Annotated in this window: 4 protein-coding genes and 1 pseudogene; 2 read left to right on the top strand and 3 right to left on the bottom strand. The window is 67.4% G+C overall.

Annotated features, from left to right (window positions below; all coding sequences use genetic code 11):
• Positions 1-24 precede the first annotated feature (24 nt).
• Positions 25-372 (top strand): nuclear transport factor 2 family protein, encoded by a 348-nt coding sequence (locus tag ACQP1O_RS25045; RefSeq protein WP_433560912.1) that lies wholly within the window; start codon positions 25-27, stop codon positions 370-372.
• A 189-nt stretch (positions 373-561) separates the two neighbouring features.
• Here ACQP1O_RS25045 and ACQP1O_RS25040 read toward each other — a convergent pair.
• Positions 562-663: pseudogene (locus ACQP1O_RS25040) on the bottom strand (hypothetical protein); the annotation flags it as partial.
• A gap of 46 nt (positions 664-709) precedes the next feature.
• A complete protein-coding gene (locus ACQP1O_RS25035) occupies positions 710-904 on the bottom strand; it encodes a nuclear transport factor 2 family protein (RefSeq protein WP_433560911.1) in 195 nt (64 codons plus the stop codon).
• An 839-nt stretch (positions 905-1,743) separates the two neighbouring features.
• Here ACQP1O_RS25035 and ACQP1O_RS25030 point away from each other — a divergent pair.
• The gene (locus tag ACQP1O_RS25030) at positions 1,744-2,343 is read left to right on the top strand and encodes a hypothetical protein (RefSeq protein ID WP_433560910.1); all 600 of its coding nucleotides are present in this window, start codon (positions 1,744-1,746) and stop codon (positions 2,341-2,343) included.
• A 9-nt stretch (positions 2,344-2,352) separates the two neighbouring features.
• Here the strand turns inward: ACQP1O_RS25030 and ACQP1O_RS25025 are convergent, their stop codons facing one another.
• Positions 2,353-20,577: an amino acid adenylation domain-containing protein gene (locus ACQP1O_RS25025; RefSeq protein WP_433560909.1), complete on the bottom strand. Its 18,225-nt coding sequence runs from the start codon at positions 20,575-20,577 to the stop codon at positions 2,353-2,355.
• Between the last annotated feature and the right edge of the window lie 554 nt (positions 20,578-21,131).

The raw sequence follows: 21,131 nt of genomic DNA, 5'->3' as shown, positions 1-21,131 counted from the left end.
TTCGCGCAGCAGAAAGTTGTTTCCATGGGCAGAGCACGACAACTCGCCGACCGTTATGTGGACAGGGTCAACGCCGGTGACCTCGACGGCATCGTCGCACTGTTCGCCGCCGACGCCGAGCTGCTCAATCCGCTCGGGCATTTCGCCGGTTGCGAGCAGGTTCGCGGCTTCTACGAGAAGACCATCCTCGCGGTCACTCCCAGGGTCACCGCCGCCGGCTGGATCGAACAGGACAACCGAATCGCCTTCGAACTCCAAGCGCGAGTCGACGGCTACGACGCGGTCCAATACGCCATGGACCATCTCACCGTCGCCGCCGACGGCGACCACATCGCGCGCATGGCCCTCTACTACCGGCAGATTTCGCAGTGACCCCGAACTCGACGAAATAGATTGCACAAGCGGGGATTCCGAGTCTGATCGATGTGCTGCGGGATTCAGGGGGGAGCTGGGGCGCGTGACGGTCCAGTCGACCATGAGGTCGCGTTGGGCGAACAGCCGGACGCCGTCCTGCTTGATCATGGTGTCGAGGTAGCGGATCCAGGCCGTCATGATGGTGCGGGACCCGTCCTCGTTCTCGGTCAGGTGCTGGGCCATGCAGTAGGTGACGCCCGTCGCGCGTTCACCGGATAGATCGACCGTGCACTGTCCGTTGAAATGCATTGTGGCGGCACAGGCGTCGAGAGCGTCGAACACGGGTGCCAGGGACTCACGGCCGTTCGGTTCCTGTGACGGTTCGGAGCTGCGTGCGTCCATAGACGACGAAATGCGTGTCCTCGGTGAACAGTGCCATCTGTCCCTTGGCGTCCCGCCGGTCGGCGCAATGCGGGTAGGCGTCGATGAGTTCACGGATAGCGAGCCGGTCGGCTGCTTCGGTCCCGGTCAAGTGCGTGCGCGTTGCCATGTCGAGAGCTCCTTCGGCTCGTCTCGTACCCGCGCCCGCTCCATCAACCTGATCAAAGGCCGGCCCAGGGCTGAGACCGACAATCGGCAGTGGCAGCTCGCGCGGCCGCGTGCGCGGTGACCAACGGCAACGCGATCAGCGTTATCGCGATGGCCACCACGGCATCACTGAAGAAGACCAGCCGCTGCAGCCCGCGCTCACTGTGATTCGGACCTGATGAGGCGTGTTTCCGATCGCTCGGTCCGCCGGCTGTAGGGCCGGATCCGAGACGGCGGCCACCATTTGTGCGATGCCCCGGAAAAGCCCCCGATTCCGATCCATAACGCCATCGGCAGAATGGATTCCAGTGCGTCACCGACTCGATGAGAATTCAGCGCCGCCAATTCTCATTAGAAGCGACGACGGTATTGCGATCGGAGTCGCCGCCTGCGGCGCCCTCGCTCCGGGTGCAGGTCCGCGGCCAGAGCGCAGCCGGCTCGAACTGAATAGTGCGGCGACAAGTAGCTAATGGCCGGCAGGGTTAGCGAGATGTCGGCCGGGTGCATTCGGATGGCGGAGGGCGCTATGCAACGTCTGGTATGGTCACGGATTTGCCAGGTGCGCATGGAATTCGGCATTTCTTCCCGGTCCGGCCTTGCCTGCCGCTTAAGCTATCTACGCCGTACGACAAATGCTCGATGTAGAGACGCTTTGAGCCCAGGAGGTGCGGAATGCTGGAACCCAGCCGTTGGTGCCGATCACGTCCACTATTGATTGCGAGTTTTTTGCCGGTCGCCGTCATCCTCGGAACCGGAGTCGCCGAGGCATCCCCGGATGGCACCGCCCCGCCACCTGCCGCATTGCCGACGACAGCGGACTGGTTATCGCTGAGGCAATTCGCGCAGGGGCAGGATCCCTATGCGCTGCCGGCCGAACTCGCTGCACTCGGCCAGTCGCTGGTCGGCATCGCACCCGCGGTCGATACGGGCCGCGGCGATCCAGCCGTAGGCCCGGCGAATGCGCTCGCCGATAGTTGGACCGGAATCGAACATGTGGACGCGCCGGACCCGATGCCGACGGTGGATCAGCAGCCGGTCCAGACGTTCTGCGCGTACCTGCCGGTAGATCCCGAGAGATGCTCCGTCGCCGTCGTCGACGCGGGCGTCGGTGCGGGAATCGGTGCGGGCATCGGCGCGGGAGTGTCCGCGCCCGTCGCGATAGGTGCGGGCCTGGTCGGGGCTGCCGCTGGGTTCGTCGTCGGTATCCCGTTCCTGCCGACCGGTTTGGTTATCGGCCCGCTCCTCGGCGCGGCTGTCGGCGTGGCCGTCGTCGCCGGACCGGCCGCCCTGCTCGGTGGGGCGCTCGGGGCGTCGATCGGGGCGATAGTGGGCCTCGCTTCGCCCCTCGCGCCGCCGGGCGGCCCGATCGATGGATCCGGCGCGCCCGTCACTTCGACGTAAAGGACGCAGTCATCGCTCCAGTCGCGTGTTGAGAATCCGGGCGATCTGAGCAACCGCGCCCGGTTCGGTCATCGCGAGGTGGGCCGCATCGATGTCGAAGGTCGAAATCCGACCACGGACCACCTGCGCCCACCCCTCGTGACCCGCAGCATCGGATCGCCTCTCCTGTGTCGCGGTGAAATAGAGCATGTCGCTGTCCAGGACCGCGGGCCGCCACCCACTGGCTGCCCGGATCGCCAGGTTGTAGGCGTCGGTCAGGCGCTCGATCCTGGCGGCGTCGATGCCCAGGCCACCCCCGAGGTGCCGTTCGATCAGGTCGGCGGCCTCCTCGGCGGTCGCATCGGGGCTCACGAAATCGACGCCCATGACCGGGCCGAGATTGGTGATCAGCTCTCCGGCCGTGACGGCGCGGACCGTCGATTCGTCGACACCGCCCAGTTCGGCATCCAGCAGTGCCAGTAACGCGACCTCTTCACCGGCGGCGCGCATCTCGACGGCAATCGCGTGGGCGATCACGCCACCCAGCGACCAGCCGAGGAGGTGATAGGGGCCGTGGGGCTGAACCGTGCGAATCTCCTCGAAATAGCGTTCGGCCATTTCTCGGATCGACGTCGGACCGGGGTCCTCGCCGCCGATCTGCGGCGCCTGAATTCCGTAGATCGGTCGACCGTCGGCGAGGTACCTGTCGAATGTGCGGTAGCACCACGACAGGCCCAGGGCCGGGTGGATACAGAACAGTGGTGGTTGCTCACCGCCGGTCCGGATGGGCAGCACTACGTCGAAGCCGATGTCGGTCCGCTCGATGGTGGTCCGGGAGCGCATTCCGGATTCGATCCGTTTCGCCAGGTCGGCCGCGCAGGGATCGGACAGCATCCAGCTGATCGGAACCTCGTAGTCGAGTTCCTTGCGCAACTCGCTCACCACCTGAACCGATTTCAGCGAGTTGCCACCCAAGGCGTAGAAGTCGTCGTCGGCGCCCACCCGATCCACACCGAGGACCGCTCCGAAGGCCCGCGCGACCTCCTCTTCCAGCCACGACGAGGGCTCCCTGAACTCCCCGATCGCGAGCACCGGCTCCGGTAGTCGCGCACGGTCCAACTTGCCCGACACGGTGAGGGGCACCGTATCGAGCGTCATCACCGTGGTGGGCACCATGTAGTCGGGCAGTCCGCTTGCCACATGCGCCAGGACCGCCGCGGTATCGACCGTCGCGTCCGCGGCGGGCACCACATAGCCGACGAGGTGGTCGGCGGTACCGGTGGTGTGCACCACGGCGATCGCGTGGGCGACGCTCGGGTGCTCGGCGAGGACGGCCTCGATTTCACCGAGTTCGATACGCAGGCCCCGCAGTTTCACCTGGAAATCGGTGCGGCCCAGGTATTCCAATTCGCCGGTGCGGGTCCAGCGCACCAGGTCGCCCGTGCGGTACAGGCGCCCGCCGTGACCGTACGGGTCGGGCACGAACCGTTCCGCGGTCAGACCCGGACGTGACTGATAGCCGCGCGCGAGCTGGGCGCCCGTCAGGTACAGCTCCCCGGCGACACCGGCCGGTACCGGATGTAACCGGTTGTCGAGTACATACGCCCGCGCATTCCATACCGGTGTGCCGATCGGCATGCTCCCGCTGTCGGTTTCGGTCACATGATGCGCGGTTGCGGCCACGGTGAACTCGGTCGGCCCGTACAGGTTGTGCAACTCGACCCCGGGCATGGTGCGCCGCACCTCGGCCACCACGTCGGGACCGAACGCCTCACCGCCCACCAGGAGCGTCCGCACCGACGCCAGCGACTCTGCGGGCACCGTCTCCGCGAATACCGCCAGCATCGACGGCACCAGCGCGGTGATCGTGACCCGCTGGGCGGCAATGGTTTCGGCGAGATAGGCCAGGTCGGTATGCCCGTCGGCGCGCGCGATCACCAGCCGCGCCCCCATCGACAGGGTCGTAAACAGCTCCCACACCGACATGTCGAACGTGGCGGGGGACTTCTGCAGCACCACGTCCTTCGGCATCAACGCGTAGGTCTCGGCGTGCCACCGCAGCTGGTTCAACACCGAACAGTGCGATACCGCAACACCTTTCGGCCGACCGGTCGACCCCGAGGTGAAGAGCACGTAGGCGAGGTTGTGCGGTCGCAGCGGTGCGAGCCGATCGGCGTCGGTGACCGGCGCGTCATCGAATCCGGACAGCTCCAGCCCCTCGAGGGACGAGAGCTCCAACACCGGCGTGGCGATCGACAGCATGTACTCGATGCGGTCGGCCGGAAGGTCCGGATCGAGCGGCACGTACCCGCCGCCGGCGGCATGCACCGCGTACATGGCGGTGACCTGGTCCAGGGAACGCCGCATACGCAGCGCGACCAATGACTCCGGGCCCACACCACGGCGGATGAGCCAGCGAGCCAATCGGTAGACGCGAGAGGCGAATTCCGAATAACTCAGCGACTGGTCGCCGAATGTCACCGCCGGCCGGTCCGCATGCGCCCGCACCGAGTCGGTGAAGATCGAGGCGAGCGTCTCACCCGCCGGGAGCCTGTGATCGGTCGAATTCCACTGCGTCAGTACGGTTTCCCGTTCCTCGGCGCCGAGCAGATCCACGTCGTACACCTGCTGCGTCGAATCGGTCACCAGTGCGCCGAGCAACCGCAGCAGGCGATCGGCGATCGTGGTCACCGTGGTCGCGTCGAAGAGGTCGCTCGCGTACGTGACTACGCCGCTGATGCCGGCCGGGGCACCGCTGGAGTCGTAGGAATCCGACACCGTGACCAGCAGATCGAACAGCGCGGTGTCGGTCTCGGCCGTCACGGCCGACATCGAGAGCCCCGGCAGGTCGAACTCGGCCTTGGCGACGTTCTGGAATGCCAGCATCACCTGGAACAGTGGATGGTGGGCGTGCGACCGCACCGGATTCAGTTCCTGCACCAGCCGCTCGAACGGCACATCGGCGTGCCCGAACGCGGCCAGATCGGACCCGCGCACATGCTCGAGCAGCTGGGTGAACGTCATCCCCGGGGTCAACCGGGTCCGCAGCACCAAGGTGTTGACGAACATACCGACCAGATCGTCGAGTTCGGGTTCGCCGCGTCCCGCATACGGAGTGCCGATCGCTATGTCGTCCATATCGGCCAGCCGGGCCAGCGTGGCCGCCAGCGCAGCGTGGAAGACCATGAACAGTGTGGTGTTGTGTGCGCGTGCGACCTGCTGCAGTGCCGCGTGCAGCTCGGCACCGACGATGATCGGTACGGTCGCGCCCGCATAGGTCTGCACGGGCGGCCTCGGTCTGTCGGTCGGTAGCTCCAGCAGAGGCGGGAGTTCCGCCAATTCGAGTGTCCAGTAGTCGATTTGGGCGCGTAGCACCGAATCGGGATCGTCTTCGGTCCCCAGTACCGTCCGCTCCCAGATCGCGTAGTCGGCGTACTGCACCGGCAGCAGCGGCCAGCTCGGCGTCTCCCCGTGCAGGTGTGCGGTGTACGCGGTCATCATGTCCCGTGCCAGCGGGCCGAGCGACGACCCGTCGCAGCAAATGTGGTGCGCCACCACGGCCAGGACCCACTCGTGCTGCCCGAGCTCGAACAACCGGATCCGCATCGGTGCGTCAACCGTCACATCGAACACCGTCGAGACGAACGCCGACAACGACTCGGCCAGTTCCGATTCCGTCACCGGGGTAGCGGTGATCGGCCCGATCGCCTCGGCTGTGCGGAGGACGACCTGCGACGGCTCGCCCTCGGCATACGGGTAGACGGTCCGCAGCACCTCGTGCCGGTTCAGCACATCCGCGATGGCCGCGCGCAGCGCGTCGAGATCCAGCTGTCCGGACAGCCGCAGGATGATCGGAATACTGTAGGCGGCCGAGCCGGGCTCGAGCCGGTTCAGGAACCACATCCGTTGCTGTGCGTACGACAGCGGAATGCGCTGCGGCCGTGGCTGTGCGGTGAGCACCACCCGCCCGGTGTGGGCCTGCGATTCGGCGCGCGCGGCCAGCCTGCCGACTGTCGGCGCCTCGAAGATCATCGACACCGGGACGGTCGCGTCGAGCGCGGCACCGATCCGGGCGGCGACGCGGGTCGCCACCAGGCTGTTGCCGCCCAGTTCGAAGAAGTCGTCGTCGCCGCCGATCGGACCGTCGATACCGAGGACGTCGGCGAATACGCCGGCCACTATTTCCTCCACCGGTGATGCCGGGGCCCGGAATCGCCTGGCCTGTACGACGGGTGCGGGCAGGGCCGCGCGGTCGAGCTTTCCATTCGGCGACAGGGGGATCGCGTCGAGGATCATCACCGCGGCGGGCACCAGGTACGACGGCAGCACCTCGGCCAGCGCCGCCCGCAACTCCTCGCCCGAGAGGCTCGCCCCGGCTTCGGGCACCACATAGGACACCAGCTGCGCCGGACCCGCGCCCGCATGCCACGGCGTCGTGATGGCGTATGCCACGTCCGCCCGCGCGCTCAGCACGGCGTCGATCTCGCCCAGCTCGACCCGGTAGCCACGGATCTTGACCTGGAAGTCGTTGCGCCCCAGGAACTCCAGGGCGCCGTCGGCATTCCAGCGCACCACATCACCGGTGCGGTACATGCGGCGTCCGGGTGCCCCGAACGGGTGCGCCACGAACCGCTCCGCACTCACCGCCGCCCTGTCCAGGTACCCGCGTGCCAGCGCCGGACCTGCCAGGTACAACTCTCCGGCCACCCCGACCGGCACCGGCCGCAGCCGGGCATCCAGGACCAGCGCCTGAACGCCCTGCAGCGGGGCGCCGATGGTCGGCCGGTCACCCGATCGCAGCGCACCCGTCGCCGTGGCGACGATCGTGGCCTCGGTCGGCCCGTACAGCTCCCGGAACGTCCGGACGCCGGCGAGATCGGTTCCCGCCCAACGGTTCACCAGATCCGCCGGGACCTCGTCACCGCCGGACATCACCACCCGCACGTGGTCCAGCCCGGCCGGATCCACCGACGCGAGCGCGGCGGGGGTCATGAAGGCATGGGTCACCTGCTGCGCGCGCAGGTGCTCGGCCAACTCTCCTCCGCCGTAGATACCTGTCGGCGCCACGACCAGCGCACCGGCCCGGCTGACCGCCATCAGGGTCTCCAGCAGGGCGGCGTCGAACGACGGCGACGCGAAGTGCAACACCCTGGACGTGTGCCGGAGGTCGAGGTCGGCGCGGAGCGACGAGACGAAGTCGGCGATGCCGGAATGGGTGACGGCGACGCCCTTCGGCACCCCGGTGGATCCGGAGGTGAAGATCACGTAGGCGACGTTCGAGGCCCGTAGCGGCCGGAGTCGCTCGTCGTCGCCGACCGGACCGCTCGCCAATCCGTCGATCCGCGCGGCCACGGCCGCGTCGTCGAGCACGATCCAGTCCACAGAATCCGGCATCCCGGCAGCTGTTGACGACACCGTCACGCCCAGCGTCGCACCCGAATCCGACACCATCTGCGCGATCCGGCCTTCGGGATAGCCGGGGTCGACCGGCACGAAGGCCGCACCCGACTTCACCACCGCCCACCATGCGACGACGGACTCGATCGACCGCGCTGCCGCCACCAGCACCGGACTCTCCGGTCCGGCGCCACGGCTGATCAGTAGCCTGGCCAGCCGGCTCGATCGTTCGTCCAGCTGTGTATACGACAACGTGGCATCTCCCGAGACGACGGCGATACCGTCGCCGTTGTCCCGGACGGCCGAGGCGAACACCTCCGGCAGCAATCCGGACGGCTCCGGCGCCGCCGAGGCGCGTGCCCCCACCCGCGAGGTGAGCGCCGAGCGCTCGTCGGCGTCCAGCCAGTCGATATCCCCGACCACGACGGCCGGATCGTCGGCGACGGCTTCCAGGACCCGCACCATCCGCCGGATGATCCCCGCTGCGGTCGCCTCGTCGAACAGATCCCGCGCATAGCTCATCATGCCCGAGATGCCTTGCGCCACACCGGCATCGGATGATTCCGACAGCACCAGTTGCAGGTCGAACTGAGTCGCCCCGGTATCCACCTCCGCCCGGGCGACCCGGACATCGGGCAGCGCCACCTCGACCTTCGACAGATTCTCGAACGCCAGGGCCACCTGGAACAGCGGATGCCGCGCCGCCGATCGCTCCGGCTTCAACTCCTCCACGACCCGCTCGAACGGCACATCCGCGTTTTCGAAAGCCAGCAGGTCCGTGTCCCGGGCGCGCGTCAGCAACTCGGTGAACGGCTCGCCGGTATCCACCCGGGTCCGCAATGCCAGCGTGTTCACGAACATCCCGACCAGGTCGTCCAGGCCGGGCTCGCCCCGCCCCGCGACCGGGGTGCCGATCACGACGTCATCGGTGGCGCTCAGCCGTCCCAATACGGTTGCCAGTGCGGCATGCATCACCATGAACAGCGACGATCCCCGCGACCGTGCCAGCGCGAGCAGCTGCTCGTGCAGCCTGGCGCCGATCTCCACCGGTACCCGGCCTCCGGACAGCGATGCGACGGCCGGGCGTGGCCGGTCCGCCGGCAGCTCCAGCCGATCCGGTGCGCCGGCGAGCGTCGAGCGCCAGAAGTCCAGCTGGGTGGACATCGACGACGCCGGATCGTCCGCGGCCCCGAGCATCTGCCGTTGCCACCACGCGAAATCCGCGTACTGCACAGCGAGTGGCTCCCACTGCGGCGCGTGCCCGGCCAGACGCGCGGCATACGCCACCATCACGTCATGGGCCAGTGGGCCCATCGACTGACCATCGCCGGCGATGTGGTGGACCACCAGCACCAGCAGGAATTCTCCTGTGTCACTGCCGGGTTCGGCGCCGAGCTCGAACAACCCCACTCGCATCGGCACTCGTGCGGTCACATCGAATCCGCGTCGCACGAACTCGCCCACCACATCCGGGATCGCATCCGCCGATACCCGCACCGGCTCCACCGGCACCGGGGGGTCGTCGACAACGACCTGCCGCGGCTCACCGGAGACCTCCGGATAGATCGTCCGCAGTACTTCGTGCCGTGCGACCACGTCCGCGAGCGCGTCCGCCAGCGCCTCGGTGTTCAGCCGCCCCGACAACCTCAGCATCACCGGAATGTTGTAGGCCGGAGAATCCGGCTCGAACCGGTTCAGGAACCACATCCGCTGCTGCGCCAGCGACAGCGGCACGGGGTCGGGGTGCACTCCGGACACCAGGGGCAACCGGCCCCCATCGCCGAGTGACCCAGTGCGCGCGGCCAATTCGGCGACGGTCGGCGCCTCGAAAACCGATCGCACCGGCACTCGCACGTTCAGGGCCGCACCCAGGCGCCCCACCACCAGCGAGGCGCTCAGCGAATCGCCGCCCAGCTCGAAGAAGTCGTCGTCGGCGCCCACTCCGTCCACGTCGAGCACCTGTTCGAATGTTCGCGCGACCAACTCTTCCACCCCTGGCGCCGGTGCCCGGAACTCGCGCACGACGGCAACCGGCTCGGGCAATCGCTCGCGATCCAACTTCCGGTTCGCGGTCAGCGGCACCTCGTCCAGCACGATCACCGCGGACGGCACCATGGTCCGGGGCAACGTCTCGGCCAGCGCCGCACGCAGCTCCGCGCCCGATACCTCGGTCCCGGTCGCGGGCACGACATAGGACACCAGCTGCACCGGCCGCCCGTCGTCGCGGCGTGGCACGGTGACCGCGTACGCCACATCCGCACGCGCGCCCAGCGCGGCGTCGATCTCCCCGAGCTCGATTCTGGTGCCGTGCACCTTGACCTGGAAATCGTTGCGTCCCAGGTACTCCAACTCGCCCTCGGCGCTGCGGCGCACCACGTCACCGGTGCGGTACATGCGCTGACCCGGCCCGTCGAACGGGCACGCGACGAACCGCGCCGCGGTCAACCCCGTCCTGGCGACGTAGCCATCGGCCAGGCCGGGGCCGAACAGGTACAGCTCGCCCGCGATACCGTGCGGTACGGGTCGCAGCCAGGTGTCCAGGACCACGGCCGCGACGGTACCGACCGGCCTGCCGATCGTGATCGCGGCACCGGGCGCCAGCGCAGTGCTGGTCGTAGCCCAGATCGTGGTCTCGGTCGGCCCATACAGATTGACCATGGTGCGGTGCGGCGCCCACCGATCGACCAGTTCGGTCCCGACCGGCTCACCGGCTGCCGCGAGCACTCGCAGCCCGTCGAGACCCTCGGGCGGGACCGTCGCCAGCGCCGAGGGGGTCACGATGGCATGCGAAATACGTTCATGTGCAATCAGATCCGCCAATTGGGGGCCGGCGTAGATCTCGGCGGGAGATATGACCAGCCGGCCGCCCGAACCGTGCGCCATCAACAACTCGAACACCGAGGCGTCGAAGCTGGGTGAGGCGACCTGCAGGACCACCGACATCGGGTCGGCGCCGAACAGTCGCCGCTGCGCCGCGACGATAACGGCCAGGCCGCGATGGCTGACGAGGACGCCCTTGGGCGTTCCGGTCGACCCGGAGGTGTAGCTCACGTAGGCGATCTGATCCCGCCGGATCGGCCCGCCGCGTTCGGCATCGGTGATCGGCAGGGCGGGCGCCGAGTCCACGGCACCGAGCGCCTGGTCCTCGTCGAGGATCAGCCAATCGACTCCGTCGCGAGGACGTGTCCCGGTGGACGTATCGGTCAGTGCGAGCACGGTTCCCGAGTCGGACAGCAGAAACTCGATCCGCTCCGAGGGCAGGGTCGGATCGATCGGCAGGAACGCGGCACCGGTCTTCGCCACGGCCCACACGGTGACGGTCGCCGCCAGGGATCGCGGCAGCACGGAGGCGACGATCTGTCCCCGCCGGGCGCCGTGCCGCAGCAGGACCCGGGCCAGATGGGTGGATCGCTCGTCGAGCTGGCGGTAGGTCATGGTGGTCGTGCCGTATCGCACGGCGATCGCGTCGGGTTCGGCGGCAGCGGAGGCGGCGAGCATCCGGTCCAGCGTGTCCGGGATCGCAGCTTCGGCACTGGAATCCGGCCACGATGGCCGCGGTTCGTCGTCGAGCGGTAGCTCACCGAGTCGTGTATCGGCGTTCGCGGCGAACCGGCACAGCAATTCGACGAAGCGGTCGAGGATGCGGCGCGCCGAGACGGTGTCGAATTCACGGTCATGGAACCGGAGGGTGATCCGCAATCCTTGTGGCTCGCCGTGCTCGGACTGCGTGGGTTCCACGACCAGGCTCAGCGGGTACGGTGTCGCGTCCAGTTCACTGAGTTCGTTCACCCGCAGGCCCGCCGAATCGACGAGCTGCTGCAGTGCTGTCCGGTCGACGGGGAACGACTGGAAGGTGAGGGCGGTGTCGAACAGTTCGGGCAGGCCGGCGCTGCGGTGGATCTCGGGCAGGCCGATATGGTGATGCTCCAGCATGCGGGCGTGTCGCTCCTGAATGCCGATGAGCAACTGGCGGACCGTCATCGTGGGTTCGAGCGGGACGCGCACGGGAATCGTATTCAGGAACATGCCGAGCGCCTGATCGATCAGCGGCAGCTCCGGGGGCCGGCCCGACACCGAGGAACCGAAGATCACATCGGTCTCACCGGTGAGTACACGCAGATTCAGGGCCCAGGCCGCGGCCACGGCCGTATTGATGGTGACGGCCGCCTCCGCCGCCACGCGACGGAGTGCTGCGAAACGATCCGCCGTCACCTCGGCCCCGACCTCGGCGGCGGATACCGTGCCCGCCGCGTCGGCGTCGCGGGACACCCGGGTGGGTGCGTCGACATCCGAAAAGGCTTGCGCCCATGCCGCTTTGGATGTGGCGCTGTCCTGCCGGCCCAGCCAGGCCAGATAGTCGCGGTAGGAGGGCGCGGGTCCGGCGGAGTCCATATGTTCGGGAGATCCGTAGTAGTCGAGCAGTTCTCGCATCAGCAGCGGCATCGACCAGCCGTCCAGGATCACATGGTGATTCGTGACGAGCAGCCGGAAGGACTCCGTATCGAGGCGGATCAGCGTCAAGCGCAACAGCGGGGGCGCCGACAGGTCGAATCCCGCCGCCGCGTCCGCCGCGGCGATCGATTCCGGGTCGGCGGGGGATTCCGCATCGCCACCATCGGTGAGATCGATCTCCCGGAACTCGATGTCGGCATGGTCCAGCACGATCTGGCACGGCCCGTCCGATGTCTCCGCGAAGGCGGCCCGCAGGATGTCATGCCGGTCGACCACGGCCTGAGCGGCACGCCGCAGGCGCTCACCGTCGACCGCGCCGGAAAATCCGATCATCGTCTGGACGGTGTAGTTGTCCGCGGCATCCGGGTCGAACGTCGAGTCGAAATGCATACCGGATTGCATGGGCGACAACGGCCATACGTCGGACAGGCCGGGGTAGTGCTGCTCGAGCCGATCGATGTCCTGCTGGGTGAGCACGACGAGCGAAGAATCCGAGGAGCGATACGCGCGATCGGCTTTCGGGAGTCGCGGGGGTTCCTCGATGGTCACCGGAGCGGCATCGCCGCCCGCCATCGCGGCGAGAGCGGCAACTGTCTTGCCTTCGAAGACATCTCGCGGCGTGAGCGTGAGCCCGGCGGATCTCGCCAGCGCCACCAGCCGCATCGAGACGATGCTGTCCCCGCCGAGCGCGAAGAAGTTGCTGTCGGCGGACACGGTGTCGAGATGGAGCACATCGGCGAAGAGTTTCGCCACGACCTGTTCCGCAGGCGTCGACGGCGGTCTGCCGCCGGTGGCGCCGGCATCGAAGGCGCGCTGCTGCAAGGCTTTCCGATCGATCTTTCCGGTGGGCGTGCGCGGCATGTCCGCCAGCCGCACGATCGCCGCGGGATTCATATAACGCGGCAGTCTGCCCGCGAGATCGCCTTCGATCGCCGCCACATCGACCGCAGCGCCCGGCGCGGAGACGACATAGGACACCAGAACCGGTTCCCCGGCAGGGCCTTTCACCGCCACCGTGGCGACGCTCGCCACGTCCGGGCGCCGGGCCAGGTGCGCGTCGATTTCCCCCGGCTCGATCCGCAGGCCGTGAATCTTGACCTGTTGATCGCAGCGGCCCAGGTATTCCAGCGCCGGCCCGGCGGGTCCGCGCACCCAGCGCACGGAATCACCGGTGCGGTAGATCCGCTCGCCGCGGGTGGATCGCGGATCCGCGACGAAGCGGGACGCGGTCACGCCCCGTCGGCCGACGTATCCGCGTGCGAGTCCGGGCCCGCCGATATAGAGTTCGCCCGCGACACCGACCGGCACCGGTCGCAGCCACGGGTCGAGCACCATCGCGGACGCGCCTCGGATCGGGCCACCGATCGTCACCGGGTCGCCGGGTGCGAGGGCATCCGACCCGGTTGCCCAGATCGTGCACTCGGTCGGTCCGTAATGATTCATCAGCCGTCGCCCCGGGGCCCACCGGTTCACGGTGTCCGGCCCGACCGCTTCACCGACGACCGCGAGCGATGTCAGCGACGGCATCCGGGCCGGATCCATGGTGTTGAGCACCGACGGGGTGACGATCGCGTGCGAAACCTGCTGCGACCGAAGCAATTCCTCGAGGTCGGTCCCGGCGTACACCTCCGGTGGCGCCACCACGAGACAGGCGCCGCTGCTGTGCGCCAGCAGCAACTCCGACACGCAGGCGTCGAATCCCGGCGACGCGACCTGCAACACCACCGAATCCGGAGTCGGCGCGAAGGCATCGGCCTGCGCCGCGACCAGATCGGCCAGACCTCGATGGCTGAGGTGGACCGCCTTCGGTGTGCCGGTCGATCCGGACGTGTAGATCACGTATGCCGCATTGTCGGCCGCCAGGCTGTCGCCCCCGGCCACGCCGGACGGGTGGGGGAGACCCGCGTGAGCGTCCGATTCGGGAGCGTCCAGGATCAACCAGTCGATGGAATCCGGAAGCTGCTGTGCCACAGCGCTTGTCGTCACACCCAGAGTGGTCCGCGAGTCGGACAGCAACTGCCCGATCCGCGCGGCGGGATTGCCGGGATCCAACGGCAGGAAGGCAGCACCTGTTTTCGCCACCGCCCAGATCGCGACGACGAGTTCGGCCGAGCGGGGCAGGGCCAGGGCCACGATCGACTCGGCGCGAGCACCGTGGCCGACCAGCAGGCGAGCGAACCCGTCGGCGCGACGCTCCAGCTCACGATAGGTCCACGTGGTGTCACCGCACCGGACGGCCACGGCATCCGGATACCTCCGCGCGGTCCCCGACAGGATGTCGCGGAGCACGAAGTCCGCGGCCGGTTGCTCGCCGCCGACCGAAAGCAGTTGCGCGTGTTCGGAATCCCAGCAGGTGGAGATCGAGGAGACCTTCCGGGTGGGATCGCCGACGATCTGGGTGAGCAGCAACTCGAATCGCTCGAGCAGCGTGCGGGCCTCGTTCGAATCGAATCGGTCCGTGGCGAATTTCAGTGCCACCGTGTAGGTTCCCGGCTCGTCGACGCCCGGTCCGCCGTCGCGACTCGACCGCGGCGGGGTCACCTGCAGACTCAGCGGATACGGCGTGGCATCGTGTGCGACGATCTCGACGAGCCGCAATCCGGCGTCGGACAGATCGTGTGCCAGCAGTTCCCGGTCGAACGGATAGGACTCGAGCACCGTCGCGGTATCGAACATGTCGGTGATGCCGGCGGCCCGCTGCAGCTCCGCCAAGCCGATGTGCTGGTGATCCAGCATCGCCGCCTGCTCGGATTGCACGCGGACGAGCAGGTCGCCGACGGTCTCGTCGGGGTGGAGCCGGACGCGGACGGGCAGCGTGTTGACCATGAGCCCGACCATGCGCTCGACATCCGGAATTCGCGGCGGGCGGTTCGACACCGTATTGCCGAACACCACGTCCGTACGTCCGGCCTGGACGGCCACCAGCAATGCCCACGCCACGTGCAGGGCCGTGTTGGGGGTGACGCCATGCGAGCGGCCGAGATCGAGAATCGCAGCGGTGGTCGCGGCGTCCAGGTTCAGGCCGACCTCGTCGGCGTGCGCGGTGACGGTCCGACCCGGCCCGTTCGTCACGCGTGTCGGACTGTCGACTCCGGCGAGTATCTGCCGCCACGCGGAGATCGCGGCGTCGCGATCCTGAGCCTGTAGCCACTGCAGATACTCTCGGTACGAACGAGGGGGAGCGAGCTGGGCCGTATCGCAATCGGATATGTACAACGCGAGTAGCTCGTGGATCAGCAGGGGCATCGACCAGCCGTCCAGCACGAGGTGGTGGTTGGTGACCAGCAACTGGAACATGTCGGCGCCGGTGCGGACGAGGTGGAAACGCACCAGCGGCGGGCGGGCCGGGTCGAACGGAGCCGCGGCCGCGCTCGCGAGTCGCCGAAGTGTTTCCGCCTGCCCGTCGTCACCGCTGATATTCGACTCGCCCCAATCGACCGTGGTCTCGCGCAATACGATCTGCCGTGGCCCATCGCCACTCTCGACGAACGCGGTCCGCAGGCTGTCGTGCCGGTCGATGAGCACCTGCGCGGCCCGCCGCATCCGTTCCCCATCGACCTGCCCGGCGAACGTCAGTGCCGCCTGCACGATGTAGCCGTCGACGCCGTCCCGGTCGTAGATCGTGTGGAACAGCAGGCCGGACTGCAAGGCGGTGAGTGGCCACACATCGGTCATCGACGGGTATTCCCGCAGCCAGCGATCGACATCGTCCTGCGATACCACGGTGAGCGGGAAGTCGGATGGCGTGAAGCTGTACGTGGTTCTGGATCGGACGTGATCGGCCAGCGCCCCCAGGGCTCGAGCCCACAGCCCGGCGAGTTCGCCGACCTCCTCCTCCGTCAACACCTGCGAGGCGAACTCCCAGGTCGCGGCCAGTTCGAGCCCGTTGTGACCTTCCTCGGCGATCGCATTGATATCGAGCACGGCCGGCAGCGCCATCGCCGGATCGCTCGTCGCGGTCAGCGCGGTGAATTCGGTGGTGGGTGCCCAGGGCCCCGAGCGTTCACCGGAACCCACCCGCCCGAGGTAGTTGAAGCTGACCTGAGGTTCGGGCAGGTCCGCGAGCTCGGCGCGCCCCTGGGAATCGAGATGACGCAGTATCTGATAGCCGATGCCGCTGCCGGGCACCGCGCGCAGCTGCTCCTTCACCTGCCTTATGGCCAGTCCCGCACTCACGCCGCCGGCCAGCGCATCATCGAGATCGACGTTCTCCCAGTCGATCCGGACAGGGAAGCGGGTGGTGAACCAGCCGACGGTGGCGCTCAGATCGGCGCCGGGGACGGCCGACTCCTCACGGCCGTGTCCTTCCAACGAGATCAACTCGCCGGCCGCCCCGGCGGTACCACGCCGGCGCCGCCACTCACCGAGGGCGAGCACCAGAGCCGCCACCAGCGGATCGTTGGCACTGCAGTGGAAGCGGTCCGGAATGGTGGTGAGAACCGCCTCGGCAACTGCTGCCGGGATACGCTGATCCACCCGGCCCGCCGTGGCCCCGATGTCACGATCCGGGATCAGACGACGCGATCCGAGTAGCTGATCGCCGCGCTCGAGAACGTCTTTCCACAGGTCGAGCTCCGCGGCCCGCTTGCCCGGCACCTGCTCGACCAAGCCGTGCCCCCACCGCCGAAACGAGGTGGTGAGCGGGCTGAAATGCGGCTCGCCGCCATTGGTGACCTGTGCCCAGGCCTGCGCGAGGTCGGTGAGGATGATGCGCCACGACACCGCGTCGACGGCGAGATGGTGGATCACCAGCCACATCAGGTCGGGTCCCGAGCCGCTGCGATCCTGAATCCAGACGGCCTGCACGAGCACACCGTTGCCCGGGTCCAATCGATCCGCGGCCTGGTTCAGGTGCCGGTCGACCTCGGCGGCGTCGCGTCGATCGATCCGAACTTCGACGAGCGCGGCCTCCGGGTCGACCGTTTCCCGATCGAGTACCTCGACGAACCGATCGGCCGAATCGCCGCCGCGCAATACCGCGCGCAGCATGTCGTGGCGGTCCAGCAGGGATCCCAGGGCGCGCACCAGACCCGCTCGATCGACCCTCTCGGGCAGTTGCACCAGGGCGGCCTGCGCAAATCGGTCGTAATGACCCCGCTCGAGCATTGCGTGCATGATCGGTGACAACGGCATCGGTCCGACGCCGCCACCGGGCAACTCGGCCAACCCGGGAGTATCGCCGACTTCGGTCGCCGTGGCGGCCAGGCCCGCAACGGTCTTGTGCACGAACACGTCCTGGGTGGAGAAGCTGAGGCCCTCGGCCTTGGCCCCCGCCACCAGCCGGATCGACAGAATGCTGTCGCCGCCGAGGGCGAAGAAGCTGTCGTCCGCCCCGACCCGGGGCACGCCGAGCACCTCGGCGAACAAGCGTGCGATCGTCTTTTCCCGGGCCGTGGCCGGTGCCCGCCCGACCGGCGCGGTCCCGAATTCGGGCTTCGGCAGAGCGCGGCGATCGAGCTTGCCGAAGGCGTTCACCGGGAGGCTGTCCAGCGAGAGGACCACCGCCGGGACCAGATGCGGCGGTAGCGAATCGCGAGCGAAGCGCAGGATCTCGAGCGGATCGATCCGACGGCCGCTGACCGGGACGACATAGGACGCCAGCACGGTCGTGCCGACGTTGTTCTGCACCGGCACCGTGACGCACAGATCCACGTCGTCGTGGGTGGTGAGCGCGGCATCGACTTCACCCGGTTCGATCCGGTATCCGCGGATCTTGATCTGGAAGTCGCTGCGGCCCATCAATTCCAGCGTCGTCTCGCCGTTCTCGCCGGTCCAGCGGGCGATGTCGCCGGTGCGGTACATGCGCGCGCCGGTACCGCCGTACGGATCGGCGACGAACCGGGCGGCGGTTTCGACGAACAGATGGCTGTATCCCCGGGCCAGTCCCGGCCCGGCGAGGTACAACTCGCCCGCGGTGCCCCTGGGCACCGGCTGCAGCGTTCGGTCCAGCACCATGGCCGAGACGCCACGGATGGGGCCACCGACCGTGTGGGCGCGGCCGGGTCTCAGTGTGGCGCCGGCGGCGGTCACGGTGGACTCGGTGGGACCGTACTCGTTGTACATGGACGCCGACAGGGTCCACCGTTCGACGAGGTGCGGTGGGCATGCGTCGCCCCCGACCACGACCACCCGCACATCGGTCGGCAGCTGCGGGTCCACCGTGGCCAGCATCGTGGGCGTCAGTGTCAGGTGGGTCACGTGCTCATCGGTCAGCAGTTGCGTGAGCGCCTCACCACCGCTCACCTCGGGCGGCACGATCACCAACGTGGATCCGTTCGCGAAGCAGGTCAGAAACTGTTCCAGGGAGGCGTCGAAACTGGGCGAGAGGGCGTAGGACACACGGGATTTCGTGTCGATGCCGTACGTGGCGGCGCGATCGGCAACGAGATTCGCGAGGCCGGTGTGCGTCACCTGAACGCCTTTCGGCGTTCCGGTGGATCCCGAGGTATAGGTCATATAGGCGACGTTGGACGGTCGTAGTGGGCGCAGGCGGTCCTCGTCGGAAATCGGCCCGCTCGCGGCGTCGCGTTCGGCCAGGGTTGCGGGGTCGTCGAGAACCACATGGTGCACGCCCCGCGGGAGCCGCCCGCGCAGGGCGTCGACCGTGATCGCCACGGTCGCGCCGCTGTCGGCAATCATGTGGTCTATCCGTTTCGACGGGTACTCGGGGGCCAGCTGGACGAACGCCGCTCCGCTCTTCGCGACCGCCCATGTCGCCACGACCGATTCGACGGAACGTCGCAGCATGATCGCCACCGCCGTGTCCGGACCACACCCCAGAGCGATCAGATGCCGGGCCAGCTGCGAGGATCTGGTGTCCAGCTCGCCGTACGTCATCGTCTGGCCGCCCGAGACGATCGCGCACCCGCTACTGTTCCGGCGCGCGCTTTCGGTCAGAATCTCTGGAAGCAGCCGCGTTTCGACCGCGCTGGGCCCTCGCACAGGTAGTAATGCAGAGAGTTCCTGAACATCGAGTAGCGGCAGTCTGCTGACCTTGCATTCCGGTCCCCCGGCGAGGAATTCGTGCATGAACATGCGAAACCGTCGATGGTGATCCGCGAGCTCGTCAGGGCTGTACGAATTCGGATTCCCCTGGAAGTCGATGTGGGTGCTCTCTCTGCCCGCGCCCGGGTAGATATTGACGAAAAGGTCGGCGGTAGGTCCTGAGGTGAGGACGTGCAGGCGGCCTGTCGTGTCGCCCAGTACAACCTCGTTCTCGACCATCATGAGATTCACGGCCGGCCCGAATGATGCCGCCTCGTCGCGCGCCATCCCCATGTCATGGAATATGTCCTCCTGGCGGTAGCGCTGCCGCCGGAGTGCACTGGTCAACTCGCTTTTCACCGCGGCGATCAGTTCACCGACGTTACGGCCGGCGACCTGTACTCGCAGCGGGACGACATTCGCCACCATCCCCCCGGAACGGCGGAGCACGGCAGAGTGCCGACCCGACACGGGCAGGCTCAGCAATACTTCATCGCTTCCGGTCATCCGCGCGAGATAAGCCGCGAACGCCGCAACGATGATCGGAGTCACGCTCGACTCGTGCTCGAACGCGACGCTTTCGAGTAGCTGCGTGGTGTCGTCCGCGAGCTCTGTGCTGACCAGCGTGGGATGAATGGTGGGTTTGCTCACGCGAGCGGCCAGGCTGACGACGGGGGGCGCGCCTGCCAGGTGCTCCATCCAGTGTTTGCGGTCATTGTCGAGACGCGTCGAATCGCGGTAGGCCAGATCTTGCTCGACGACTTCCCGCAGGTCCTGCGCCTGGCATGGCGCCGCTTCCTCGGACTTCACCCAAGCGTTGTACAGCTCGGTCATTCGATGCAGCATTGTTACCGCGGCGAATCCGTCGAGCGCGATATGGTGTGCCCGCTGATACCACAGGTAATGGTTCTCGCCGACCTGGAACACGATGCTCGTCATGAGGTCGTCGTTCAGCAGGTCCAGTGGAGCGGAATAATCCTCGACCATCATCCGGTGCGCTGTCGCGACGGGATCGACGTGCCCGCGCAGGTCGATGATCGACACCGGGCCGCCATTTTCCTCGTCGACGAACTGGCAGGGCTCTCCGTCGACCTCGATCAAGCGCATATGCCCGGATCCGAACTCTCGACCGGCGGTTCTGCATGTCTCGGCAAGTAGTTCCGCATCCAACTCGCCGACGATCTCGACGTATTGGGCGACAGATATCGGCGTGGACTCCGCGAGATGCTGGGCAAACCAGATTCCCCGCTGCGCCGACGTCAGCGGAAGAATGTCGGCCGGTGATCCATTACTGCTGGGTGTGTCGGAATTGTTACCCGAATGCGAGTGCCTCGAGGATTGACTGGAGGATTGAAATGTGCCTGATGGCAACGATTTGGAACGGTCGGGATTGCTTTCGATGCCACTCTTCGGCTGGCGCATTTCGACCTCCGCAAAATATCGTTCATTTCAGGAACTCAAAAACGCCCGAGGACCGGCTGATACGCTGTCGCGCGCCGGTCCGGGGACCACGAACGAGGCCAGGGCGGGGACGATTTCCAACACCCGCATAGTGCTGAATACGTCGATTCCGCCACCAAGATCATTACAGCTGATGCCGAAAGATTCGAGACCCATTACGCCGACGGCAAATTTCCGGCCACCAGTCGCGGTACCTTCGACCGCGGCTCGACCGTCGACCGGGACACGATGGCGACCTCCCCGACCCCGGTATCACCCCCGACTCCTCGACGAACCGTCCAGTACGTCAACAGTGTCAGCGTCGACCACACCCGGTCGCGGACGCCGCTGTACCGGCCGGCAAACACTCCCCGGCGGTCCCTCCGCCGATGCAACCCCACGTACCACCGTCTGCTCCGTTGCAGCTTCGACTGAGGCCATGCCGGACATCCCTACTCCAAAAGCGACTGTCCATTATGATTCGACGCCGACACCGCAACCGATTGGTCTCTCGACCAAAATTTTTGAAACAGATG

The organism is Nocardia sp. CA-151230, from assembly GCF_050942175.1.
Taxonomy (GTDB): Bacteria; Actinomycetota; Actinomycetes; order Mycobacteriales; family Mycobacteriaceae; genus Nocardia.
Note: the sequence above shows the minus strand (reverse complement) of the source record. Positions and strands in the feature narration are given on the sequence as shown.

Excerpts from the sequence above, each read along its gene's own strand:
- ACQP1O_RS25035 (WP_433560911.1), bottom strand. The coding sequence starts at position 904 with ATGGCAACGCGCACGCACTTGACCGGGACCGAAGCAGCCGACCGGCTC.
- ACQP1O_RS25025 (WP_433560909.1), bottom strand. The coding sequence starts at position 20,577 with ATGCGCCAGCCGAAGAGTGGCATCGAAAGCAATCCCGACCGTTCCAAA.
- ACQP1O_RS25045 (WP_433560912.1), top strand. The coding sequence starts at position 25 with ATGGGCAGAGCACGACAACTCGCCGACCGTTATGTGGACAGGGTCAAC.